Here is a 23,101-nt window from a genome sequence, read left to right on the forward strand (position 1 = left end):
GCGATCAGTCCCGTCGAAGTGCCGTAATAACATCGTTCCATAAACCGGCCGAAACGTCATGCGGCCCCGTACCCGTAACGAGTTGCAGGCACTCGCCCGGCATTCGATCACCCGCGACCGAAAGTGCGGCGGCAGCGATCGTTGGCGACCGGCTCATCCCGGCACCGCAGAACACGAGCGTGGGAACCCGGCACGCACGAACCCGGCGACCGCTTCCACCGCGGCGCGCAGCACCCAGGGCGAGTTCCCCGCGCCATCGACCAGCGGAAACCGGCAGTACACCAACTCCCGCGTGACAGTCGCCACCGGCTCGTTCAGCGCGAGATCAACGACTGCTTCGATACCCGCGGACAGCACGCCGCGGAGGTCGCGTATGTCCGCAACGCTCCCGACCCACAGCGGGTATCCCGAGATTTGGCGCATGTTTCGACTTACTATCTACTACCAAGCTCGTCACACTAATCCTTGATCCCTGAGAATTTGCAGATGCTCTCCGATCAGATTTTCGGTAGTGGCCCACCGGTTGGGATTGCTCTAAAGTGTTGGGATGCTGGACGCAACACCCCTCGTCCCCGATTCCGCCGTGCCCCCGGTGCGGTGCGACCCATGGTGCGCAACGGTCTCACCCACTCGGGCACTCCGGGGTTCCGGTGCCGGGGTGCGACCGGCGGTTCGTTGCGGACCCGAAGACCGGACCGGTCCCGGAGGCCACGAAGGATCTGGTGCGGCGCCTGTTGGCCGAGCGCATGGGAATCCGGGCCATCGCGCGGGCCGTCGGGGTGTCCCGGTCGTGGCTCCAAGGGTTCGTCAACGAGCTGTATCGACAGGAGACCCCACACGAGCCGGGACCGCCCCAAAAGTGCGGCCCGGTCGTGATCGAGGCCGACGAATTGTGGAGCTTCGTGGGTTCCAAGGGTGATGTCCATTGGGTCTGGGTAGCCCTGGACTTGGGCACCCGGCGGGTGCTCGCAATGGTTCTCGGGGACCGGTCCGCAGCCACGGCCCAACGGCTCTGGGACGCGCTCCCGCGCGGGTACCGGACCGGGGTCACCGTGTACACCGACTTCCTCGCCTCGTACCGTGGCGTGATCCCCGCGCCCGGCATCGACCCGTGGGGCAAGGACACGGGCCTCACCGCCCACATCGAACGGTTCTGGCTTACCCTGAGACAACGATGCGCCCGACTCGTGCGCAAGACTCTCACGTTCTCCGCGCCCCAGGAACCACCTCGGCGCCTTGTGGTATTTCATACGCCTGTACAACGAATCCCGACATTAGGGCCACTACCAGATTTTCCGTTACGTCGGCCCCTCGCCGGATGCGTTCCAAGAGTTCACCAGTGAATTGGGGCCATGCTGTTGCCGCACCGGATCTGATGAGCCCCCGTCAAGTACCCCTCAGTGTGAACTTCGGGTAGTAATAATCAACAAAAGACTTGTGCGTTACCCAACCGTGCTCGCCGACATCAAAGGCACAAGAGAGATCGTCGTAGATAGTGCCCCCCTAACGGTTGTTATGCTTTACGCATTCAGGAGTGACACATTGCCCCAGGTCTGGAAGTTGTGCGTCAACAGAGTGGCCAGCTTCTGGCGGTGTTTGGTCGTCAGATCAGCCAGGCACCCGTCGATGGCGTCCTGAAACTTTTGATCCTGATGGTGGCGGCTGTTCAGAACTTCCATCTTGACGAACTTCCACAGTCGCTCGATCAGGTTCAGGTTGGGCGAGTAACTCGGCAGGAACAGCAACTCGATACCCAACTCCTTGGCCGCGCCCTGCACCAACGCGCACCGCTGGTACCGGGCGTTGTCCATCACCAACGTGACCGGTATCGGCATCCCTCGGTTCGCGATCGTGCGGAGCAACGCACACCGAGGTCGCCGTGATGTAGGTCGTGTTGATCTCCGTCACCAGTTCGTGCGTGACCGCGTTGAGCGCGCCCAGCACGTTGTACCGCTGCCGGCCACTCGCCGCCCGCACATACAGCCGCACGAAGCACCACACCCACCCCAGGAACGACGCCAACACGAAGTGCGACGCGTCTACGAAATACACGGTCCGGTTACCGCCCCGAGCCTGCGCCAGCTTCGGTTCCAGTTCCGCCTTTTAAAAAGTCCGCCTGCGTTCGGGCGTGTTCCACGACGGTCTTCTTCGGTGGGACCGGGATTGGGGCCACCTTCAGGCACTTCATCCCCAGGTCGTCCTTCAGGAACTTACGGACCCGTGATGGCTTCCGTCGGACGCCGGTCCGCTCCTCGATCCGCCGCGCGCGCGTCGAGCCGTGTGCGGCGGACGCGCGGAACTCCTCTTCGATCGTGGCCCGGTGCGGCGTCAGGGCGCTGGGCTGGCCTTTCCAACCGAACGACCGGACGCCGTCCAGACCTTTGACCGCGAAGATCCGCAGCACCCGCTGGACCGTGGACCGCGACACATTGGCCAGCTCGGCGATGCACCCGTGGGTCTGGTTCTTGCTCTTGAGCCAAAGGATCTCCATGGCTCCTGAACGCGCGGGTCCGGGTGCCCATACCGATCACGCGATCGCTTCGACCACGGCCTCGGGAAACGAATATGTGGGGCGCATCATCGGCCTCCCGAATACGGATTACGGCGACAGGCCTATCCTCTGCTGACGAGCGCTGACCCGCAAGGACGACTTGTGTCACTTCAGGGGACGCCGAGAATAAGTTGACGATGAGGAGTTGCTTGGTGTCTTGGAAGGGGTCGGAGATCACCACCCAGAGATGGTGACCGTCCTTCCCCGCGTTGCGCACGAAACTGTCACCGGCGTCCAACGGACGGCTCCGAGAATGTCGCCGCAATCAATTCCGCTTCGTGCTGAATGTGGCGCACCTCTCCCACCAAGGCGCCCGCGCCCTGATCGGCTAGCGCCACTTCCCAGTTGATCGGGTTGGCCTCTTCTGCAGCGTAGGCTTCCTTCCACTCACCGTAGGTGTGGGTCTGCTCCCACAGGGCTTCGGTGCTGGTTTCCCTGAAGCGCTCGCAAACCTCATGGAGCTTCCGTTCCTCGGCCTTCGTCAATTTCCCGGTCGGAACGAGCCGGTCCAGGAGAACATCGTCGCCGGCCCGGTGCATCGCACCGTTCCATTCGGTTTGCTCGTCGTTCGGCCCCCGCCCGTTGATGAGATTGTGAACTGTTTTCAGAGCCGGTCCCTTTGGCAGTGCAATCGCCTCATCACCCGTCAACGTGCGCCCGGTCTGGGCGAGCAACTCTCGGTCGGTGATGTAGAGGAGCTTGAGCAGACGAATGAAGTTTGCCCGCCCGCCGTGCTCACGCAGAACGACCGCCGCCGCCTGAAACGCCTTCGGAAATTTGAACTTAAACGTCAGCATGGCTATACACCGCTCAACGCAACAGAGCGACCAAAATCGAGAGCGTGCCAACTCCAACACGCCGCCCCAGTTTAGAGTAAGAGTCGGCAAATAAGGTTCGACAGTTCTTACCAAATGTAGAGGAACCTTCTCCGGGATCGGTTAACTTCCGTCACCATCATAGTATGCCCGGCCGTACCGCTTTCGGTACTGTCCGGCGGCGAGAACTTACAGCAACCATCACGCCACATGAACAGATTACCACAACGTCGAGTTTAACAAGCTAACGCGATTGCCGCAATCCGCGATCTCGCCCCCCACAAAGCCGTTGAGTTTTTTGGAAGTGATTGTCCCCCCGCGCGTTGACACGCGCGGGACTTTGCAGATGTGTAGCCGCCCTTACATTACCGGCTGTTGCCAGGGAACATCGACGCGCGCGTGGGTCGGCGAGCCGGCCGCCAGCATGAGCTGGTAGGCGTCGCGCGCGTAATCGCCCAACTGCGGCAGGTCCGTTAGCGTGATCTGCGGGTACTCGCGGTAGAAGCAAATGTCGTCCGGGAGCGGCGCGCCGACGAACTCCGTGTTGGGGAGCACGATCTTGGCGAGTTCCTTCAGCCGGTCGCCGTCGGTCCCGGGCGGAGCCGCCAGCACCACCATCTCGTAGGGCCGCGGATAAATGTTCGGCACGAGTTCCGGCGCGGCCTCTTCAAACGCTTCGCCCAGGAGCGGCTGCGCGGTCCCGTTCTCCGTGCGCGAGCGGAAGAACACCGCGGCCGCGTCGGAGTGGTCGAGCTTCGCGTCGAGGAACTCGCGGGCCTTGTTCAGCAGCATGTCGCGGAACACCGGCCCCTTTTCGAGCGGCTTGAGGCACACGTTCCCGAGCCCGCGGAACTTGCGCGTGATGTCCTTCTGGAGCGACTGGTCGAAGGCGAGCAGGTCTTCCGGGGCGAGTGCGGCGAGGAACTGGTCGGCGGCCTCGTCCAGGTTCTTGCACCCGTCCGGGAGGATCAACTTGCCCGGCGAGGCGTCCGTGTTGCTCGCCGCGCCGAGCTTCGTGAGGGCCGCGTGCATCTCGCCCAGCGTGGACCGGCAGAAGTTGATCTCGCGCAGGTACTCGGGAGCGTTCCCCGCGAGCTTGCGGAACACGGACAGTGCGAGGTCCAGAACGTGCAGTTGCAGGCGCTTCTTGGCGTACACTCGGAGCAGATCAATAACATCCGCGGCGTTCGCTTTGCGCGACGCCATCGCGCCCAGGCCCGTACCACCCAGCCCGCCGATCGCGTGGAACAGGCGCGCGTAGATCGAGCGCACCTCCTTGTCGAGATCGACTCGCACCGGCTCCAGCGCTTCCACCTGGAGCTTCAGCTTCTCGCTTATCTGCCGGACGGCTTCTTCCGCGCCGGGCAGCCGGTACTGCGGCACTTCCAGGAACGTCGCGGCCATCACCGAGACGTGCCCCTCGGTCTCCTTCACCAGCTCCTCGAACTTGATGCCCATCGCGGCCTGGAGCGAACTCGGCTGCGGGTCGTTCTCACAGTCCGGTTTGCCGACCAGTTTGATGAGCTGATCGAGGACCGCGCACGCGGACGTGGCGTCCAGCCGCCCGCCGGACGGGGTGCGCGTCCGCAGCGGGTCGATGAACGCATCGAAGACGCGCTCGGGGTCCTCGCGCAAGCTGGCCCGGGCGGACTCCTGGAGCGATTCGACGATGGACTCGAACGACAGTTTCCGCTCGGCCCACTGTTGCGCCAGCCAGCCGGCGATGTGCTCCCGCAGGTGCCCCGCGTCCTTGCCGGTCCAGCGCTGGAGTTGGCGCTGCGCGAACCGCCGGGTCGCGGCCCCGAGCACCTCGGGGCGCGGCCAGCTCAGGCGGAACAGGCCGAACGTCTGGCACGCGGGCGCATCGGTCGGGTAGGCGTGGCGGTACACGTCCCGGCCCTCGTCCGCGACGCGGCCGGCCGGCGTGAGCAGTTCGTGGTACAGGACGCGCGCCGCGGACGCGAGGACCGGGCGCGACGCATTGGCGTCCGCCCCCTTCGGGAGCTGTGACACCATCGTTCGCGCGAACGGCGGTTCGCTGTCGGTGATCGGGGCCTCGGACTTGTCGAACACCGTCTGATACCGCGTCTTCCGCGCCTGGAAGTGGTACAGTTCGGAGAGCGCCGCGTAGGTGTTCGCGAGGGCCGTCGAGCGCGGCGAGGTCACATCGGCCGGCGGAACGAAGAACATGCCGACCACTTCCGGCCGCAAGTACCCGACCTGGCGCATCTCGTGGCGCACCAGGTACGCCATGTCGAGGAACATCCCGCTGCCGGTACCGCCCGCCAGCCCCGCGACGACGTAGGCGCGGGGGCGGTTGGTCCGCAGCCCGAGCTTGGTGATCTTATCGGCCTGCATCAGCGCGTCGTCGGTCAGGAACGTCTCGATCTCCTGGCGCACCCGCTGGGCGACGGTGCGGTAGTGATCGAAGAGCGCGAGCCGCCCGAACGCGCGCACGCCGGCGGCCGGGCCGGGGTTGCGCGGGAGCTTGTAGAGCGAGCCGGTCGGCATCCACTGTTCGACGGGCGGGAGCGTGTCCCGCTGCATGTAGTGGGTCGAGCGGTTCAGGCGGGCCGGAATGATTTCCCGCGCGGTCAGCCCCGCGGGGACGTCCGGGGACTGTTGGGCGCCTACTTCCGGGTCCGTATCGATGTACAGGATGCGCACGTTGGGTACCCGGTCCGCCGACCCGTACCGGTCGGCGATCACGCGCCTGAGTTGCTCCGCGACGCGGTACCCGGTCTGGCCCAGGGCGATCACGAGCGCGGGGAACAGGGCGCCGTCGCCGGACTTCTCGGGCGGCGCGATACCCATGCTCCCCATGCGCCCGGTCTGGAAGATCACGGGGCGGTTGAGCGTCTGGGCCGGGTGCTGGGTGGACACCGAGCTGGGGGTCACGAGCCGGGCGCCGGACCCGGGCGGGATGAGCCCCGGGAGCGGCGTGTAGTTCTGACCGGGCTTGACGAGCGGCGGTAAGTTCGTGGGCGGCGGGGTCTGTTCGCGGAACGGGGGGGCGTGTTCGGCGCTGGGGCGCCCCTGCCCGGCCATCCGGGTGGCCTGGATCGAGTCGGCGAGCGCGTGCCCGGACGGGTTGGGCATCGTGGGGGCGCCGGACCCGGGCACAGCGCGCCCGGACCGCGAGGGGCTCACCGGCGTCGGGGGCGCGGGCGGCAAGCCGCTCGTCCGCAGGGCGCGGACCATGTCCGTACAAGTGGGCCACCGGTCGTCCGGCTTCTTGGAAAGCCCCCGCCCGATCACCGCCCGGTCCCCGACGGGTAGAGCGCTCAGATCCGGCGTGCCGTTGATGTGCTGCATCAGCAGCGCGCGAGTGTTCGCGCCGTTGAACGGCCGGTGCCCGGTGAGCAGTTCCTGGAACACGATCGCGAGGCTGTACTGGTCGGAGAACCGCGACACCCACCCCTCGAACGTTTCGGGGGCCGCGTACACGGGGGTGACACCGCCGGTCACGGTCGCGCGGACGCCTTCGAGCACCTTCGCCAGACCGAAGTCGGCCACCTTCACGTGGTTGAAGATGAGGAACAGGTTCTGCGGTTTCACGTCGAGGTGCTGGATCTGATAGTAGTTGTTCATCAGATCGAGCCCCTCGGCGGCTTCGTCCATGTACCGGAGAAGCTCGTCGCGCGGGACGCCCGGCAGACCCTGTCCGCGGCACTCGCGGAACCGGTCCCAGAGGTTGCGGTCGGCCAGCTCCATTACGATAATGAGCTGGCCGTCGATGATGCGGAACTGTTCGAGGGTGAGGATGTACGGGTGGCGGATGAGCTTCACCCGCTCGAGCGCTTTGAGCTCCTGCTCGGCCGGGCGGCTGTCCTCGTCCATCGCGTCGAGGTCGCCGAAAACGAACTTGGCCGCCTTGAGCATCCCGCCCGGCGCTTCGATCTTCCAAACTTCGCCGAACCCGCCCCGACCGAGGCGCTCGATCAGCCGGTACCCGTTAAGCGGGTGTGGGAGTTCTTCCTGGCTGACCAAGCGAACCGGCATGACTGGGGGCCGCCTTGAATGACCAAACCGTAACCGCCGACCGGCGCTCGGCGCGGACGGATTGCGGGGTGGGGGGCTACTAGTTTGTAGTTCAGGGTGTGAGGTTTGGCAAAAATGTGCCCGGCGAGTCGGAACTCGTTCGCGCCACATCTAAATGCCGCTCCGCTTTTGTGTAGTATCTCGCGTTTTTTGTGAAGTAACCCCGGGGTGTGGTCCTCGTGTCTGGCATGAAAACAACTCAATTCCGAACTCGGCCGATTCACAAACACGGACCGATTTTGTCCCCCGCGACGAAATTCTTCAACCATCAACCCGAAGATCGGGCGCGAATGATCGCTCCGGACCTGAAGGGATCTATGCCCCCGCGCGATACGGCCCTCGGGTTCCGCCCCGAGGGGCTTTTCGGGTTCGGGTTCCAAGTTGCACGCCCGATCGCGTATCATGTCCGCCCCGGACGGATTTTGTGCCCCACGGTGGAAGGAATCACCCGGCACCGGCTGACGCCGGAGACGCGGAATTTGAAGCACCAGACCCGAAACGAGGCGGAGGGTGTGGCTCTCAAATTTCGCGCTTCAAAGTCCGAATTTGGTTTCACGGAAGGAATCACCCTGTCATGAGTACCACGCCCGGATTGCTGGTCAGCGTGCGGTCGGCGGACGAAGTTGCAGCGGCACTGGCCGGCGGAGCCGACCTGATCGATGTGAAAGAACCCGCGAAGGGACCGCTCGCCCCGGCCGAGGCCGAAGTCGTGGCCGCCGTCATTGATGCAGTCGACGGGCAGGTCTCCGTGAGTGCCGCGCTGGGCGAGTGGTCGCCCAACGCCATCACCGAGGCCCACTGGCACCTGGAACTGCCGCTTCAGTACGTGAAGTGGGGACTCGCGGGGTACGCCCCGACGCCGGGATGGGGCGAAGACCTGCTCGACACGCGGCGCGAACTGCCGATCGGCACGGAAATGGTCGCGGTGGCCTACGCAGACTGGGAGCGGGCGAAGTCGGTCCCGCCTGCAGAAGTCGCGAAATTCGCCAAGCGGTTCCGGTTCAAAGCGTTCCTGCTCGATACGTGGGGCAAGGACGGTAAGACGCTCCTCGACTTCATGACCGCGAAAGAGATCGCCGGCTTGGTGGACGGGTTGAAGCGCGTTTACACGACCGTGGTGATCGGCGGCTCGCTGCGTCCGGAACAAGTGAAGCAACTCAAGGGCGTGGCGCCGGACTATTTCGCGGTGCGGACCTCGGCCTGCGCCGCGGGCAAGCGCGACGGCGTCATCGACGCGACCCGCGTCAAGAAGTGGAAAGAAGTCCTCGCGGGGGTGAAGGTGTCGTGACCGACCCGTTCCTCGCGCTCGTCGCCGAAGCACTGAACTTGATGCACCCGCGGTTCGCCGCGGCACAGGGGCTGACGTATTCGCCGAGCGAAGCGGAGGAACCGCCCGCGGCACGGAAAGTCCGCGAGCGGTCGTTCGTGATGGAGTTCTACCACGAGTTCCGCCGGCTCTGGGACCAAGCCGCTCCCGTGCAACGCGGACTCGGCCACGTTCTCATTCAGGGCGACCCGGATGCGGGCTCGCGAACGCCCGATCTCTTGTTTTGGAAACTCGGCGAGCGCGGCGCGGCGGACGAACGACTCGCGGCCGTGTCGTTCGCGTTCCTCTCGAATCCGAACGCAGTAAGCGCGGACCAAGCACTTCTGACGAAATTTCGCGACACCCCGAAAGGCGGCTACTCACGCGCCATCAGTGTCGTGATCGGGCGCCACGCGGATCTTCCCACGGACGGTCTGGTTGCAACGGACGGCGTTGTGACGATCTTCTTCGACACAGAGAAGTGGCAAGTGGCGGTAAGATGAACGGCCTTCCCTGGGACCGCGGGCATCTTGCCCACTCTTCCGGCACTGGCAGCAAAAAACGGGCAAGATGCCCGCGGTCCCAGGCACCAAAACCATTCAGCCCAATTCGAGCGACGTGTTCCCGAACACTTTGTGGTCCGCCATTGCGGGGCGCCCGCGTGTGTACATTCGCGCACAGCGAAATACTTCCGTCATCCCGAGTCCTTGGACCAGCGGTTCTGCGTAAGCCTGCACTGAGGTGTCGGGGGCATCGATCACCACCGGCCCACCGACTTCCTTCGCCAGTCCCAACAGAAGAACCTCGGCCACCTGCACGTCATCCGCAAACAACGGCCCGATCTTGTGCCCCGTGATGGCGGCGCGAGCAATCCCGAAACCGGCCAGTTCCCCACCGCGCAGAACCCCGAGAGCCACGGCCTCCGGCTGCGCGACCCAACTTCGGAGGAACGCGGCCCGATCCACGGGGAAGCACTCGCGATCGTATGCGAGCACGTCCGCGAACGACACCGTATCGAGCCGAACCAGTTTGAGAGCGGGAGGGATTACCAGCGGCAATCCGCTGATACTTCCCCCGTAGCGGACGTGGTGGTGTGAGGCACGAAAGCCCGATCGTTCGTAGTTCGCGACCTGATCGAGCACCCCATCAAGGCCGACGTTGCACCCGGCGAGCCGGGCCAGGCCCGCAGTCCACAAGCGCAACCCCAGCCCGCGCCCGCGGAACTCCGGCCGCACGATGTAATGACCGACGAACCCGAAATCACCCGGATAGCGCACGCACGAGATCGACGCGACCGGTTCGCCGTGTAACTCGGCGACGAGCATTCCGGCGGGGTCGGCGTCGTGGAAGCACGGGCCGTCGAACCGCCCGGGGTTCCATCCCTCGCCGTTGGCCCACTCGAAAAAGAGCCGCATCTCGTCGCGCGCGATGGACCGCACGCGGAACGGTTCGTCGACTTGACAGGGCGAGGAATCGTTCACGGGGCGCTCCGGAAACGAAGGAGGCCCGCCCCTTCACTCGGATGGGGCGGGCCTTCAGAGTATCACAGCACGAACACTTACTCCAGCAGCAGAGTCGGCTCCCAGCCCACGCGCTCGGCGTTGGCCTTCAGCTTTTCCAGCGCGCGGTTCTGAATCTGGCGGACCCGCTCCTTCGAAATACGGAGCAGATGACCGATCTGGCGCAGGCTGTGGGTGCCGTTACCAGTGAGCCCGAAGCGGAGGTCCAGCACCTTGCGCTCGCGGGGGCGCAGGTTTTCCATCAGGAACCCGAGCGCTTCTTGCCGCTCGTTGTTCTCCTGCATCACCAGGGTGCCCGTGTCCGGCATGGCCTCGGTCAGCTTGAAATCGCTGTCGTCGTCGAGGACGGCGTTGAGGCTGACGGGGGTGCGGGTGGCGGTCTGGAGGTGCGTGAGGTGCTCGAGCGAGCTCCCGGTGCGGCTGGCGAGTTCTTGCGGGCTGGGCAGGTGCTTGCCGCCGTGAGCAAGAGCTTCGCTCTCCTGTTGAAGGAGGCCGAGTTCCTGAAGGTGGTGCGGGCTGAGGCTCACGAGGTGCGACTGCCGGGCGACCGCGATCTGGAGCGTCTGCCGAATCCACCACGTCGCGTAAGTCGCGAGCCGGGTACCGTGGCTCACGTCGAAACGATCGATGGCCTGCATCAGGCCGCAAACCGCTTCTTGGAGGAGGTCCGAGTAGGCCAGACTGTGGTGGCGGAACCGCTTGGCAACGTGGGCGGCGAGGCGGATGTTGGCGCTCGCGAGCCGGTGCTTGTAGTGGACGTAGCGGTCGCGGAGGCGGCGGACGGCGATCACGTCGCAGCGGGCGTCCGTGCAGTGCTCGCGGATGAACTGGGCCATCGGCCACGGTTCGAGCGGCGGGCGCACGGCGCGGAGTTCGTTCGGGTAATGGCGGAGCAGCACACGCACCAGTTCGCTCTTGCAATCCCAGAAGCTCGTGAGCAATTCACGTTCTTCTTCGGGCGTCAGCAGGTCCGAGGAAAAGGTCGTCAGTGAGGTGTCATCGACCTTCGCAGATTGACCGGATCGCTTACGCCTGGCAGTCTTCATGGTGGCCGTTTCCTGTTACGTCAGATGAGGTTCGTGGATGGTTACCGGGTTTCGCGCCGGAGCTTACAAACGGGACACAGCGGCAGCATTGCCTCGCACATTAATTTTTGGCGAGGGGAAAAAAAATCCCCGACTCGAGTTGAGAGTCTCGGCGAATCAACGGTCTCGTTCCGATCCGGCGAGTCATAAGTCAGCCGGGCGAAGGCGATTCCGTCGAGCGAGTAGCTTCGCGCGAGTGCTCACTCGAGCCGGCGGCAGTACGGCTCGTGTCGCGTGGTATTCCGGGGGTCCGCCCCCATTTGTCAGCCGATTGTAGGCGGTATTTCTCCGCCGATCAAGCGGCAAGACACACAAAATCGACTTTTTCTCCAAGCCACCTTCACTCGATTTTCAACCTCAGATAACATTACTTCCTGTGGCGCGACTTCCCAGAAACCCCACCAGTTCGCAAACTTCACTAGACCGCCTGACCGGATTTTTCTACCTCTTCGCTTAAAGTTGTGATCGCGGCGCGACCTCGCGGCCAGTTGTGTACTAGATTCCAAACATGCATCGCGTGCTGCCGCGAGCTTCCGCTTCGCTGGGGGCGGGGCCGTTCATGAACGTGACCCGGTACAAGTGCTCGGCTCTCGCCGTCGACGACGATCCCGCGATCCTGGCCATTCTGACGGGCCAACTCGGGGGCGACTTCGACGTTATCACTGCTTGTAGCGCCGAGCAGGCGCGCGCGATCCTCTCGAAGCGGTCCGTGGACATCGTCCTGTCGGACCTCCAGTTGCCCGACGAAACGGGCCTCTCCCTTCTCGATTGGGTGCGCCGGACCGCGCCGCGAACCGCCCGCGTGCTGATTACCGGCACCGCCCGAATGCAGGACGCGGTGGACGCGATCAACCACAGCCAGGTCCACCGGCTCGTACTCAAGCCCTGGCGCTCGGAAGACTTAATTCAAACGCTCCGGGCCATCTCCCGGGGCCTGCTCCTTGAGCGCAGCCACGAGCACTTGCTGGACGAGTTGCGCAAACTGAACCTCGAACTGGAGCAGCGCGTCCAGACGCGGACCCAGGAACTCGAACACGCCCTGGGACAGCTCCAACAGGCGAACGCGATTCTGGAGCGAATGGCCGCGACCGACCCCCTGACCGGGTTGGCCAACCGGCGCGCGATTGACGCGATCGCGCGTAAAGAGCTGCAGCGCCGCACGCGACTCCCCGGCCCGATTGCGGTCCTCTGGATCGACGCGGACCACTTCGGGCGCGTGAACAAGGACTATTCGCAGATCGCCGGCGACCAGGTGCTCGTGTGGCTCGCGGGTATTCTGCAGTCGTCGATCCGCACCACCGACTCGCTCGGGCGCGTGGGCGGCGAAGAGTTCATGGTGCTCGCCCCGGGAACGGACGTCGATGGGGCCGAGGTTCTCGCGGAGCGCCTGCGGACGAGCGTCGAGGCCGCACAGACCGTGTACCTGGGCAACACGATCCGCATGACGGTGAGCATTGGCGTGGCGGTCGCAGAGGCCAGTACGTCCGCGGGCTACGAGCAACTCCGCGAGGTCGCCGCGCAGTCGCTGAAAGAAGCAAAGGAGTCCGGCCGGAACCGCGCCGTGATCCGCCTCATTCTGCCCCCGATGGCGCCGTAACGAGTGCCCCTCATTCCTCGTCTTCCGCCCCTGCCGGCGGTTCGCGGAACAGAACGGCGAACACCACCAGCGCAACGACGTATCCCACGAGCGGCACGACCCACACCACCGACCAGTTGGTCGCGTTCTCAACTCGGTTCGCCTGCACCACGTTTCCCGCGAGGATGTTACCCACCAGCACGGCCGGGCCGCTGCCCAGGAACGTGACCAACGACTGCGCACCGGCGCGGAGGTGCGGCGGCGCCTCGCGGTCCACGAAGTACGAGCCGAGCAGCCCATAGAAGGCGTACCCCCACCCGTGCATCGGGAGCGCTACCGCCACCACCGCTGGTACGTTCGCGATGTACAAAAGGGCGTTGCGCAAAACTAAACCGGCCAGCCCGAGTAACATGAGGTGCTTCAGTGCGAACCGGCGCAGGAGCCACGGAGTCGCCGCCATGCACCCGACCTCGCACACCTGCGCCAGCGTCATAATCACTTCCGGCGCGAGCCGCCCGTATGCGCCGAGGTCGACTTCTACACCGAGATCCTTCAAGTACGGCGAAACGAACAGACCGTAGAACTGGTTCATCATGTTGCACAGCAGCAGGATGCCCGCGAACACCACGAACGATCGGTCGCGGAGCATCTTGAGCGCGGGCAGCCCGATCACCTCGCGGATCGGGCGCCCGTGGCCCTTGGGCGGCGTGTGCGGCAGCGCCAGCGCGAACGCCGCCAGCACGCCCGAGGTGACCGCCGACAGGTACAGCGGCTGCGGCGAGATCGGGTTCATGACCCAGCCCGTCGCGATTCCCGCGAAGACCCAACCGACCGTGCCGACGAGCCGCACGTACCAGAACGATCCGTCCCCGTCGGGCAGGTTGCGAAAGCTGATAACGACGGCGAGGGTGAGTGTGATTTGCGTGCCGATCGCGTAGCCGAGCACGAGTACGAACAGCGGCCAGACCGCGTCGTCGGGATTCGCCGTGGCGCCGTCGTAGGTGTCGCACCACACCGCGGCGCCGCCCATCAGGATTGCCATCAGCGTGTGCGCGGCCGCGATCACCCGGTCCACGGCGAACCAGCGGTCCGCGAGCAGCCCCACGACCATCGGCGCCACGATCGCGCCGATGCAGAACGTCATGTAGATGTAGCCGACGTGCGTGGGCTTGAACCCCAGTCCGCCCGCGCCCGCCGCAGTTTGGAGGTACCGGGTGAGCGGAACGATCAGCGCCGCCAGCCCGAAGTATTGCAGGAACATCATCGCGGCGAGCCGTCCTGGCACCGAACCGAGCATCACATCTCCCGCTAGCACCCGCGTCCCCACGGGTGTTGTATCAACCACACCCGGAACAACGCGCGCCGGGATGCGCCCCGGCGCCCGACCGCGCTTGCATTTTCGCGCACCACGGGTTCAACTGTTGAGCACTCCCGCGTTACTGCGTTCCATCGGAAGCCGTCATGCCCATAACCTTCGATTGCGCGTGTGGAAAAGTTCTCCGCGTCGCGGACGAGCACGCCGGGCGCCGGGTGAAGTGCCCCGTGTGCGACGCCGTCTGTACCGCGCCCGAAGCGGAACCACAGTTCGAGATTGTCGAAGACCCGGCCGAACCACCCGCGCCCGCACCGAAGGCCCGACCGGTCGCAAGACCGGTGGCGTCCCGAATCGAGGACGACGAGGACGACCGGCGCGGCTACAGTGTGGCGAAGTCGCGCCGCGACGAAGACGACGAGGAAGAAGAACGGCCCCAAAAGAAGAGAAAGAAGTTCAAGCGGGGGTCATCAAATCGCCCGCCACAACACGACAATTTCAGGATCGAGCGCCGAGTTGCCACCGGAGGGGTGGCCGGTGGACTTCTGGCGATGCTGATCGCCGTCGTCTGGTTCATCGCCGGCCTCATGAACGACTGGATCTTCTTTTACCCGCCGATCTTGTTCATTCTCGGCCTCGTCGCGTTCATCAAGGGTCTGGCCGGCGAAGAATAGGAGCGCTCGAATCCGATAGCCCGCGCGCAGCGCACCGGGTACGATGCGCCATTCGTTCTGTCGCGCAGCGAGGCCGCAAATGGGCGTGGAGTTACTCGGGTGCGGGGGCGTGCTGATCGGGGTGCTCGTGGGCTTGTTGATCGGCGCGGTCATCCTGCGATTGGCGGTGTCGTTTGCCAATCGCATCATCGGCCCGGTGAAGCCGCCCGACACGTTCGGTCAGTGGGACGATTGGGACTCGGACGAACCGGCCCCGAAAGCGCGAACGCACCCGGACCGCGTGATCCCCGAGCCGGGGTTCGCGACCGGGATGCTCACCACTTTTCTCACGGGAATCGTCGACGTCTGCTGCTACGGGTTTGTGGTATTCATCAAGTATTCCGTGTTCGACGACCTCGGCGGGCCGGACGAATGGGTTCCCTTCGCGCTGATATTCTTCTGCCTGCCCGCGTCGTATTTGGCTCTCACGGCGCTCCTCACGAGCCTCCTGCCGACCACGCTCAGGCGCGCGGCACTGGTCGCGTTCCTGAACTACGCGGCCACACTCGTCATCGCGCTCATCGCCGGCGTCGCGGTGCTCCTCGCCTGGAGCGCAGTTGGGCCGTGACGCACGAATGCCAACGCGGAACCCGGACCGACTCTTGCTCAGAACCAGTGGAACCTTACAGTCTCGTGCATATCAAATGATTAATCAGCGCCCCTCCGTACCAACTTTGGCCTGACATTCCGTTTGGAGACCACCGTGGCTGAAGCCGCCCTCGGTTTAATTTGCGTTGTTTTGGTTTTTGCGATCCCCATCGGCTTACTGATCGGGGCCGCCCTTCTTATGGCGGCGGTCGCGATCACGAACAAGTGCTTGCCGGTGCCGCCCAGCCGGTACGATGACTACGAAGACGACTGGGAGGACGAGGACCCCCAGCGGCCACGGAAGCGAAACACGAAAACAGCGATCCCGGCACCGACCTTCAACCGAGCCGTGGTGATCGTGCTCGTGAACGCGCTCGCGGGGTTTGTCGGCGGCCTCGTGCTCAGCGGAGTCGCGGGAGCCGGGGGACTGGCCAACAACCAAGGGGCCATGCTGCTAATACAAGGGGTTCAAATCGTACTTGGTTTCCTGATTGCTGCCAGTGTCCTGACCCAGATGCTGCCGACCACGTTCCCGCGTGCCTGCTTGGTGGTACTGTTCCAATACCTAATCATGTTCGCGATCGCCATTGTTATAGCCATTCCGCTCCTGTTGATCGGTTTCGCGGGAGCCGGTTTGCGTTGAGGTCACCCGTTGCTGAACACGAACACCGGCTCCGCGCCCGGGCCGGTGAGGACACACGCGGTGAGCGGCTCGCGCACGCCGCCGCTCGTGTCGATGCGGATGCGGACGCCGTTCGCGTCGGGCGCGTCGAGCTTGATGTGCCCGCTCACTTGCACCTTTCCGGGTAACGGCAGCGGCTTCTCCGAGAGTCGCTTGTCCGCGCCGAGCCACACCGGGTAGTCCGGGTTGAACATCCGATCCGTATCGGTGCCGAACCGCGGGTTCACAACAGCACGGTCCCAGATTTTGTTGTGCGCACATGCGAGTTGCACTGTTGCGGGGCAGTCCAGTTCCGGCGACAACCCGTTGTGCAGAAAGATGTGCCCCTCGGCTTCTGCGACCCAGGGCAAATTCGCGAGGAACGCCCGGTGCTCCTCCGGCATCGCGGCCCTGAGTTCGGCGAGTTCCTGCTCCCACTTCCCTTGCGGCATGTAGTCCGCCGTGCGCCCCAGGTAACTGCGGAACGTCCAGTTGTGGTCGTAGTTGGTCGCGTACCGGCGCACCCACGAGGCGGCGGGCGGACCGCCCAACCCGGCGGCCCTCACGAGCGCGAGGTCGTGGTTCCCCATCACGCACGTGCTCCCGGGCTTCTCGGCGATCAACTCGATCACGCGCGACACGAGATCCTTCACCGTGGGGTGCCGGTCCACGAGGTCGCCGAGGAAGACGAGCTTCGCGTCCGGCCACTCGGGTCGGGCGCGCAACTTCGCGACGAGTTTGTCGAGCCACTCGACGCGCCCGTGCAAATCGCCGATCGCAATAACGGGGTAACCGACCCGGGCGGGCAATTGCATCACCTCTCACCTTCTCCGCGTGTTCGTTACGAGCTAGATTGCACACAGGCATGTTATTCGATTGAAACGCGGAGAGCCGCCATGCGGGTGGACCTGTTCGGGTTAGTAATGGAAGCGCCGAGCGTGACTTTTTATTTGTGGTCGCCGTGGCGCTGCTCCGCGATCGAGCACAAAATGTTCGATGCCCTCAAAGCGGTGTCCAACATCACTCTTGAGGCCGCGCCGGACGAATTGCGGCTCCACATTACCGAGAACAAGAGCTGGCGATCCGCGCTCCAGAATTTGTCGCGCGTACTGAAGGGCTGGCAGGAGGAAGCCACCGACGGCGGAAAGGACGAGCGCAGAAGTTGGCGCTGGCTGTTAGAAGCCGACACGGACGCGAGCGGGTACGACATGCAGGGCGAGAAAACGAGCTTCTGGGCGTACCTGCGGTTGTCGGTCGATCGCGGCGGACCCGGAGAGGCCGAAAAGGGCGAAGACATCGACCTAAACGGTTTCGGTGTCCAGGTTTGGGGCGATAAGGAGTAGAGGACAGAGGACAGAGGACAGAGGACAGAGGACAGAATTGTAGCCCCGGATGGGGCGACCGATGGTAGCCAGGGGTGACGCGGAGACGAAGGCGTAGCGCAACCCCTGGCGGGCTCCTGCGAAACCCATGTTTTGGGGTATTTTCTCGCTGCGACAGTTCGCCAGGGGTTGCGCTGCGCTCCACCCCTGGCTACTCGCTTACGGTAGTGGCCCTAATGTCGGGATTCGTTGTACAGGCGTATGAAATACCACAAGCGCGCCGAGGTGGTTCCTGGGGCACTTGGAGAACGTGAGAGTCTTGCACGAGTCGGGCGCATCGTTGTCTCAGGGTAAGTGACTGTCCCATAAGGGGTTGTCACGCGGCTTTGTGATATTGGAATTCGGGGTCGGCATATTTGGGTTCGAGTCGGTTGAGCATGAGGTGGATCATGGCCAGTTTGATGAACGCCTCCGCTGACATCACGCTTTCCTCCCGGTCCTTGGTGAGCCGCCGGCACGTGCCCAGCCACGCGAACGTGCGCTCCACGGTCCACCGGATCGGCAGCTTCACCCACCCCTTCGACCCCCTCGGGCGGCACGATGACCAGATCCCACCGGGCGTTGTCCTCGACCCACGCGTAGAGGGCGAAGTTGTGGTACTTGCTGTCCGCGTACATCCGCACCACCTTGCCGACCGGCTGTCCCTCCAAGCGGGGAACAGTTCCTGCGCGGCTTGGGCATCGTCCACGCTCGCGGCGGTCACCAGCACGGCCAGCAGCAACCCCAAGGAATCCACGACGATGTGGCGCTCCGCCCGTCGACGTTCTTGGCGTTGTCCCGCCCCGCTGCTCGCCGCCGGAGGTCGTGTCCACCGACTGGCTATCGACGCTCGCCGTGGTGCGCGGCATGCGGCTTCTCCTGGGTGCGGACCTTCTTGCGGAGCAGGTCGTGTATGGTGTCGAGGGTACCGTTGTGACGCCACTCGTCGAAGTACCGCCAGACCGTGGACTTGGGCGGGAAGTCCTTGGGCAAGCAAGCGCCACTGGCACCCGGTGCAAGATGTAGAACACGGCATCGACGACATCCCGCAGGTCGGTCGTGCGGGGCCGACCGCCCGGATAGACCGGGATGTGAGGCTCGATTAACCTCCACTGCTCGTCGCTTACATCGCTCGGGTAGGATTGGGTTCTCATGAACCATTTTACCCACCCCAACTGCCCCTTATGGGACAGTCACTAAGCCAGAACCGTTCGATGTGGGCGGTGAGGCCCGTGTCCTGCCCACGGGTCGATGCCGGGCGCGTGGGATCACGCCACGGTACGAGGCGAGGAAGTCGGTGTACACGGTGACCCCGGTCCGGTACCCCGCGGGAGCGCGTCCCAGAGCCGTTGGGCCGTGGCTGCGGACCGGTCCCCGAGAACCATTGCGAGCACCCGCCGGGTGCCCAAGTCCAGGGCTACCCAGACCCAATGGACATCACCCTTGGAACCCACGAAGCTCCACAATTCGTCGGCCTCGATCACGACCGGGCCGCACTTTTTGGGGCGGTCCCGGCTCGTGGGGTCTCCTGTCGATACAGCTCGTTGACGAACCCTTGGAGCCACGACCGGGACACCCCGACGGCCCGCGCGATGGCCCGGATTCCCATGCTCGGCCAACAGGCGCCGCACCAGATCCTTCGTGGCCTCCGGGACCGGTCCGGTCTTCGGGTCCGCAACGAACCGCCGGTCGCACCCCGGCACCGGAACCCCGGAGTGCCCGAGTGGGTGAGACCGTTGCGCACCACATGGGTCGCACCGCACCGGGGGCACGGCGGAATCGGGGGACGAGGGGTGTTGCGTCCAGCATCCCAACACTTTAGAGCAATCCCAACCGGTGGGCCACTACCCGCTTACACCCCATCCGGGGCTGAAACCCAAATCTCCCTCTGATCCCTGCTGATCTCCGCCCTTCCCTCCATACTTGATCTGCTCTGTCCCTCCCGCCTTCAACTCCCTCGCTCTTGGCCTTTTCCTCGACCACCGGTCTTGTTACAAGCACCCCAGACCGTGTTCACACCACACTCGCGCGCACACTGGTCGGAAGGACTGCCGTGTACAAGCTGCTCCTCTGCGTCCGTTACCTGCAAACCCGCTACTTGGCGTTCATCTGCATCGTGAGCGTGATGCTCGGCGTGGCGACGCTGATCGTGGTGAACGCGGTGATGAGCGGGTTCAGCACCAAGCTCAAAGACCGGCTCCACGGCGTGCTGTCCGATTTGGTCGTCGATACGGACCGCCCCGACGGGTTCGACATCGTCCGCGAAACGACGCGCGACCTCACACCAGATGAGGCCAAGAAGTTCGGAACGGACCCGCGCTTCGTTCATGGCGGGTCGATCGAAGTGAACCGGGAGCGGACCCCGCACGCACTAGTTGTCGAAACGACGAACGGCAAAACTCTGACCACCCGACGGTATCTGACCCCGGCCGGGATCGCGCACGAGATCCAGACCGGTCCCGCGGGCGATAAGATCGCGGCCGTCACGCCCACCATCGAAACGTTCGCTGTTCTCCAGTTCCGCGACGACTACGGCCGGGTGGTCGCCAAGCCAGTGCGCCTGATCGGTATCGATGCCGAAAGCCGCACCGCGGTCGGCGGGTTCTCCGAGTACCTCGATCGCCAGAAGAACGCGCCGCATCCGAACTTCGATCTCACGCCGGATGCGCTCCAGCGCATCGAATGGAACCGGAAGCGGCACGACCGGGAGAGCGGTCAGGTCGTTCAGCCGAAGACCGAAAAGACGTTCGTACCGCCGCTGCCGGGTGCGATCCCCGAACCGAAAATGGACGTTGCCGTCGGCATCCCGCAGCCGAAGATGCACGGCGTCATCGTGGGCCACAGCCTCGCGCACTTCCGCTACCACAACAAAGAAGGCCAGATGGTCGAGGAGGTCGCGCTGGCGCCCGGCGACAACGTGATCCTCACCACCGCGGGCGGTGAAGACCTCAAGCCGGTGTGGGGCAGCTTCTACGTCGCCGACTACCTGAAGACGGAGATGAGCGAGTACGACCAGAGCTACGTCTACGTCCCGCTCGACCAGTTGCAGAGCATCCGCGGCATGGCGGACCGGGCCACCGCGTTCCAGATCAAGCTGAAGAACTACGACCGGGACAAGGCCGCCGTGTGCGAGGAGTTGCGGAAATACTTCCCGCACCGCGAAGCCAAGGTCGCCACCTGGGAGGAACTCCAGGGGCCGCTGCTCTCCGCGATCGAAGTGGAGCGCAGCATCCTGAACATACTCCTGTTCATGATTATCGGCGTCGCCGGGTTCAGCATCCTCGCGATCTTCACCATGATCGTGAGCGAGAAGTACCGCGACATCGGCATCATGAAATCGCTGGGCGCGAGCAGTTGGGGCGTGATGAGCATCTTCCTCGGTTACGGGCTCCTGCTCGGTACCGTCGGGTGCGGCCTGGGCACCGCGCTCGGGCTGACCATCACCCGGTACATCAACGAAATCGAAGCGTTCCTGACACGGCAAACGGGCGCGGCGCTGTTCCCGAAGGACGTGTACTACTTCAAGGAAATCCCGACCAACGTCGAGTTGCTGAACCTGGTGTTCGTGAACGTCGGGGCCGTGCTCATCGCGTCCACGTTCAGCCTGCTCCCGGCCTGGCGCGCGGCAACGCTGCACCCGGTCCGGGCCTTGAGATTTGAATAGTCAGTTCCAAGTTCCAGGTTCCAAGTTCCAAGTTGCTGGAGCCTGTATCGCGCGTATTAACTTGGAACCCGGAACTTGGAACCTGGAACTATGTTGACCGCCGAAAAGCTCGAAAAGACGTACCGCCGGCACGCCGTCCAGGTGCGGGTGCTGAACGGGCTGAACCTCGAAGTGCAGACGGGCGAGTTCCTGAGCATCGTGGGCGCGTCCGGCTCCGGCAAGAGCACGCTGTTGCACCTGCTCGGTACGCTCGACGCGCCGGACGCGGGGCGCGTCATGCTCAAAGGGAAGCGCATCGACAACCTCCCGGCCCGCGAGCGCGACCGCCTGCGGAACCGCACGTTCGGCTACATCTTCCAGTTCTACCACCTGCTCCCCGAACTCAACGCGGTCGACAACGTGCTGATGCCGGCGTACATCGGGAACTCGGTCCTCAATTGGTGGCAGACGCGCCGCCAGTGGCGCCGGCGGGCCGAAGACTTGCTCAACAAGATGGGTTTGGGGCACCGGCTCAAGCACCGGCCGCGCGAGCTGTCCGGCGGCGAGATGCAGCGCACCGCGATCGCCCGCGCGCTCCTGATGAACCCGCGCGTGCTGCTCGCCGACGAACCGACCGGGAACCTCGACGCCCAAGCCGGCGGCGAGATCGTGCGCCTCCTGCGCGACATCAACCGCGACGAGGGCGTGACCATTGTGATGGTCACGCACAACACGGACATCGTTTCTGCAACGGATCGCGTGGTGCGGATGGTGGGCGGGGTCGTGACAGACGACACGCCGGCCCCGCACCAGCCGTTTCAACCGCGGTTAGCGGCGGTGTGATGGCCGTGACGTAGGGTGGGTCGAGCCGGCTCTGCGGCGAAGGCCCACCACAACCACTGGTACGGAAGGCACATCAGCCTCTGTGGTGGTACCGGGTTGGTAGCCCACCACAACCACTGGTACGGAAGGCACATCAGCGGGCCAATCCCACGCCCATTACCACGGGCTGCGGTGGGCCTTCGCCGCAGAGCCGGCTCGACCCACCCTACAATACAACCCATGTCGCTCCTCTGGATCAACGGCACGCTCACCGACAAGCTCGACGCCCGCGTCAGCCCGTTCGACCACGGGTTGCTGTACGGCGATGGCGTTTGGGAGCATCTGCGGATCTTCAACGGCCAACTTTTTCGCGCGCCGCACCACATCCGCATTCTTTTCGCCGCAGCACAGACCGTGGGCATCGACGTTCCGCTTTCAGAAGCCGAATTACTCGCGGCGATCGAAGCCACAGCGAAGGCGAATGCCCGAACCGAGGGCTACGTTCGCGTCATCGTCACGCGCGGACCGGGGACGATCGGCCCGGACCCTCGAAAGATCGAACCGCAAGTCATCGTGATCGCCGAAGAGTACCAGCCGTTCCCGCACGAACTCGCTGGTCACGGGCTCCACGCGGTCGTTTCGCCGCTGGTACTCGACACCGAGAACCCGGCGCACCGGTTCCGCACACTCAATCAACTTCACGTCGTCCGTGCGAAGCAACACGCGCTACAAAACGGCTGCCTGGAAGCACTGTTTCTGGACCGCGCCGGGCACCTTGTTGGTGCGACGGAAGGGTTCCTGTTCGCGGTGAAAGACGGCGCGCTCGTCGTCGCGGGCGGGCAACCCGAGGACGCGACGGGCTTCGCGGTCGCGGCAATGGCCGGCGACGCGGGGTTGGTCGTTGCGGAGTACACGATCACGCTCGAAGACCTGCTCGCGGCGGAAGAGGCATTCATTGCGGGCACTGCGTGTGGTGTCATCGGCATCATTCGCGTGAACGGTACACCCGTCCGCACGGGAGGCGAAGGGCCGGTCACGCGCGCGATTCGCGAAGGGTATCAACAACTTACGCGCGGCAAATCGCGATAGAATAACGGTGTAGCCCGA

24 protein-coding genes and 1 pseudogene are annotated in these 23,101 nt (G+C 64.5%); 11 read left to right on the forward strand and 14 right to left on the reverse strand.

Features of this window, described 5'->3' with window-relative positions; all coding sequences use genetic code 11:
- Positions 1 to 153: 153 nt before the first annotated feature.
- The gene (locus tag J8F10_RS19730) at positions 154 to 423 is read right to left on the reverse strand and encodes a hypothetical protein (protein ID WP_210656575.1); all 270 of its coding nucleotides are present in this window, start codon (positions 421 to 423) and stop codon (positions 154 to 156) included.
- 116 nt (positions 424 to 539) lie between these two features.
- On the opposite strand from J8F10_RS19730, the gene J8F10_RS19735 reads away from it, so the two are divergent.
- Complete coding sequence (locus tag J8F10_RS19735) at positions 540 to 1,343, forward strand: IS1 family transposase (protein WP_210656577.1); 804 nt, start codon at positions 540 to 542, stop codon at positions 1,341 to 1,343.
- Positions 1,344 to 1,520: 177 nt separating this feature from the next.
- Here J8F10_RS19735 and J8F10_RS19740 read toward each other — a convergent pair whose 3' ends face one another.
- From J8F10_RS19740 to J8F10_RS19755, 4 genes are all read right to left on the reverse strand, one after another.
- Positions 1,521 to 1,835 carry a transposase gene (locus tag J8F10_RS19740; RefSeq protein ID WP_210656579.1) on the reverse strand — a complete coding sequence of 105 codons (315 nt, stop codon included), beginning with the start codon at positions 1,833 to 1,835 and terminating at the stop codon, positions 1,521 to 1,523.
- Positions 1,836 to 2,059: 224 nt separating this feature from the next.
- Positions 2,060 to 2,491 carry a helix-turn-helix domain-containing protein gene (locus J8F10_RS19745; protein ID WP_210656581.1) on the reverse strand — a complete coding sequence of 144 codons (432 nt, stop codon included), beginning with the start codon at positions 2,489 to 2,491 and terminating at the stop codon, positions 2,060 to 2,062.
- A gap of 284 nt (positions 2,492 to 2,775) precedes the next feature.
- Positions 2,776 to 3,348, reverse strand: a complete 573-nt coding sequence (locus J8F10_RS19750) for a Panacea domain-containing protein (protein WP_210656583.1) — start codon at positions 3,346 to 3,348, stop codon at positions 2,776 to 2,778.
- 378 nt (positions 3,349 to 3,726) lie between these two features.
- Positions 3,727 to 7,368 (reverse strand): tubulin-like doman-containing protein, encoded by a 3,642-nt coding sequence (locus J8F10_RS19755; protein WP_210656585.1) that lies wholly within the window; start codon positions 7,366 to 7,368, stop codon positions 3,727 to 3,729.
- A gap of 613 nt (positions 7,369 to 7,981) precedes the next feature.
- Between J8F10_RS19755 and J8F10_RS19760 the strand changes: the two genes are divergently transcribed.
- The gene (locus J8F10_RS19760) at positions 7,982 to 8,695 is read left to right on the forward strand and encodes a (5-formylfuran-3-yl)methyl phosphate synthase (RefSeq protein WP_210656587.1); all 714 of its coding nucleotides are present in this window, start codon (positions 7,982 to 7,984) and stop codon (positions 8,693 to 8,695) included.
- Positions 8,692 to 9,216, forward strand: a complete 525-nt coding sequence (locus tag J8F10_RS19765; RefSeq protein WP_210656589.1) for a hypothetical protein — start codon at positions 8,692 to 8,694, stop codon at positions 9,214 to 9,216. Before J8F10_RS19760 ends, J8F10_RS19765 begins: the two co-directional genes overlap by 4 nt.
- Positions 9,217 to 9,312: 96 nt before the next feature.
- On the opposite strand, the gene J8F10_RS19770 is transcribed toward J8F10_RS19765, so the two are convergent.
- Both J8F10_RS19770 and J8F10_RS19775 read right to left on the reverse strand, forming a co-directional pair.
- A complete protein-coding gene (locus J8F10_RS19770) occupies positions 9,313 to 10,194 on the reverse strand; it encodes a GNAT family N-acetyltransferase (RefSeq protein ID WP_210656591.1) in 882 nt (293 codons plus the stop codon).
- Between the two features lie 77 nt (positions 10,195 to 10,271).
- Entirely contained in the window at positions 10,272 to 11,279 is a 1,008-nt protein-coding gene (locus J8F10_RS19775; protein WP_052559479.1) for a sigma-70 family RNA polymerase sigma factor, read from the reverse strand.
- A 598-nt stretch (positions 11,280 to 11,877) separates the two neighbouring features.
- Between J8F10_RS19775 and J8F10_RS19780 the strand changes: the two genes are divergently transcribed.
- Positions 11,878 to 12,915 (forward strand): GGDEF domain-containing response regulator, encoded by a 1,038-nt coding sequence (locus J8F10_RS19780; protein WP_210656593.1) that lies wholly within the window; start codon positions 11,878 to 11,880, stop codon positions 12,913 to 12,915.
- Between the two features lie 10 nt (positions 12,916 to 12,925).
- On the opposite strand, the gene J8F10_RS19785 is transcribed toward J8F10_RS19780, so the two are convergent.
- Positions 12,926 to 14,191, reverse strand: coding sequence for an MFS transporter (locus tag J8F10_RS19785; protein WP_210656595.1), 1,266 nt, complete (start codon positions 14,189 to 14,191; stop codon positions 12,926 to 12,928).
- A 164-nt stretch (positions 14,192 to 14,355) separates the two neighbouring features.
- Here J8F10_RS19785 and J8F10_RS19790 point away from each other — a divergent pair, with 164 nt between their 5' ends.
- From J8F10_RS19790 to J8F10_RS19800, 3 genes are all read left to right on the forward strand, one after another.
- Positions 14,356 to 14,880, forward strand: coding sequence for a hypothetical protein (locus J8F10_RS19790; RefSeq protein WP_210656597.1), 525 nt, complete (start codon positions 14,356 to 14,358; stop codon positions 14,878 to 14,880).
- A 79-nt stretch (positions 14,881 to 14,959) separates the two neighbouring features.
- Positions 14,960 to 15,487, forward strand: a complete 528-nt coding sequence (locus J8F10_RS19795; protein ID WP_210656599.1) for a hypothetical protein — start codon at positions 14,960 to 14,962, stop codon at positions 15,485 to 15,487.
- A gap of 135 nt (positions 15,488 to 15,622) precedes the next feature.
- Positions 15,623 to 16,150, forward strand: a complete 528-nt coding sequence (locus J8F10_RS19800) for a hypothetical protein (RefSeq protein WP_210656601.1) — start codon at positions 15,623 to 15,625, stop codon at positions 16,148 to 16,150.
- Between the two features lie 2 nt (positions 16,151 to 16,152).
- Here the strand turns inward: J8F10_RS19800 and J8F10_RS19805 are convergent, their stop codons facing one another.
- Complete coding sequence (locus J8F10_RS19805) at positions 16,153 to 16,983, reverse strand: metallophosphoesterase (RefSeq protein ID WP_246524361.1); 831 nt, start codon at positions 16,981 to 16,983, stop codon at positions 16,153 to 16,155.
- An 81-nt stretch (positions 16,984 to 17,064) separates the two neighbouring features.
- Here J8F10_RS19805 and J8F10_RS19810 point away from each other — a divergent pair, with 81 nt between their 5' ends.
- Positions 17,065 to 17,511 carry a hypothetical protein gene (locus tag J8F10_RS19810; RefSeq protein WP_210656605.1) on the forward strand — a complete coding sequence of 149 codons (447 nt, stop codon included), beginning with the start codon at positions 17,065 to 17,067 and terminating at the stop codon, positions 17,509 to 17,511.
- Positions 17,512 to 17,866: 355 nt separating this feature from the next.
- On the opposite strand, the gene J8F10_RS39070 is transcribed toward J8F10_RS19810, so the two are convergent.
- The 5 genes and pseudogenes from J8F10_RS39070 to J8F10_RS41120 all read right to left on the reverse strand — a co-directional run bounded on the left by J8F10_RS39070 (position 17,867) and on the right by J8F10_RS41120 (position 19,357).
- Positions 17,867 to 18,061: a transposase gene (locus tag J8F10_RS39070; RefSeq protein ID WP_246522963.1), complete on the reverse strand. Its 195-nt coding sequence runs from the start codon at positions 18,059 to 18,061 to the stop codon at positions 17,867 to 17,869.
- Between the two features lie 308 nt (positions 18,062 to 18,369).
- Positions 18,370 to 18,522 carry a hypothetical protein gene (locus J8F10_RS39075; protein WP_246523452.1) on the reverse strand — a complete coding sequence of 51 codons (153 nt, stop codon included), beginning with the start codon at positions 18,520 to 18,522 and terminating at the stop codon, positions 18,370 to 18,372.
- A gap of 74 nt (positions 18,523 to 18,596) precedes the next feature.
- Positions 18,597 to 18,683, reverse strand: a pseudogene (locus J8F10_RS40865) (transposase); the annotation flags it as partial.
- A 114-nt stretch (positions 18,684 to 18,797) separates the two neighbouring features.
- Positions 18,798 to 19,094, reverse strand: coding sequence for an IS1 family transposase (locus tag J8F10_RS41115; protein ID WP_449267460.1), 297 nt, complete (start codon positions 19,092 to 19,094; stop codon positions 18,798 to 18,800).
- Positions 19,010 to 19,357, reverse strand: coding sequence for a transposase-like zinc-binding domain-containing protein (locus tag J8F10_RS41120; protein WP_449267461.1), 348 nt, complete (start codon positions 19,355 to 19,357; stop codon positions 19,010 to 19,012). Before J8F10_RS41120 ends, J8F10_RS41115 begins: the two co-directional genes overlap by 85 nt.
- A 225-nt stretch (positions 19,358 to 19,582) precedes the next feature.
- Here J8F10_RS41120 and J8F10_RS19825 point away from each other — a divergent pair, with 225 nt between their 5' ends.
- The 3 genes from J8F10_RS19825 (at position 19,583) to J8F10_RS19835 (ending at position 23,083) form a co-directional block, all read left to right on the forward strand.
- The gene (locus J8F10_RS19825; RefSeq protein ID WP_210656609.1) at positions 19,583 to 21,193 is read left to right on the forward strand and encodes an ABC transporter permease; all 1,611 of its coding nucleotides are present in this window, start codon (positions 19,583 to 19,585) and stop codon (positions 21,191 to 21,193) included.
- Positions 21,194 to 21,283: 90 nt separating this feature from the next.
- Positions 21,284 to 22,015: an ABC transporter ATP-binding protein gene (locus tag J8F10_RS19830; RefSeq protein ID WP_210656611.1), complete on the forward strand. Its 732-nt coding sequence runs from the start codon at positions 21,284 to 21,286 to the stop codon at positions 22,013 to 22,015.
- Positions 22,016 to 22,234: 219 nt separating this feature from the next.
- Positions 22,235 to 23,083, forward strand: coding sequence for an aminotransferase class IV (locus J8F10_RS19835; RefSeq protein ID WP_210656613.1), 849 nt, complete (start codon positions 22,235 to 22,237; stop codon positions 23,081 to 23,083).
- Positions 23,084 to 23,101 lie beyond the last annotated feature (18 nt).

Origin of the sequence: Gemmata palustris (assembly GCF_017939745.1) — a bacterium.
Classification (GTDB): Bacteria; Planctomycetota; Planctomycetia; order Gemmatales; family Gemmataceae; genus Gemmata; species Gemmata palustris.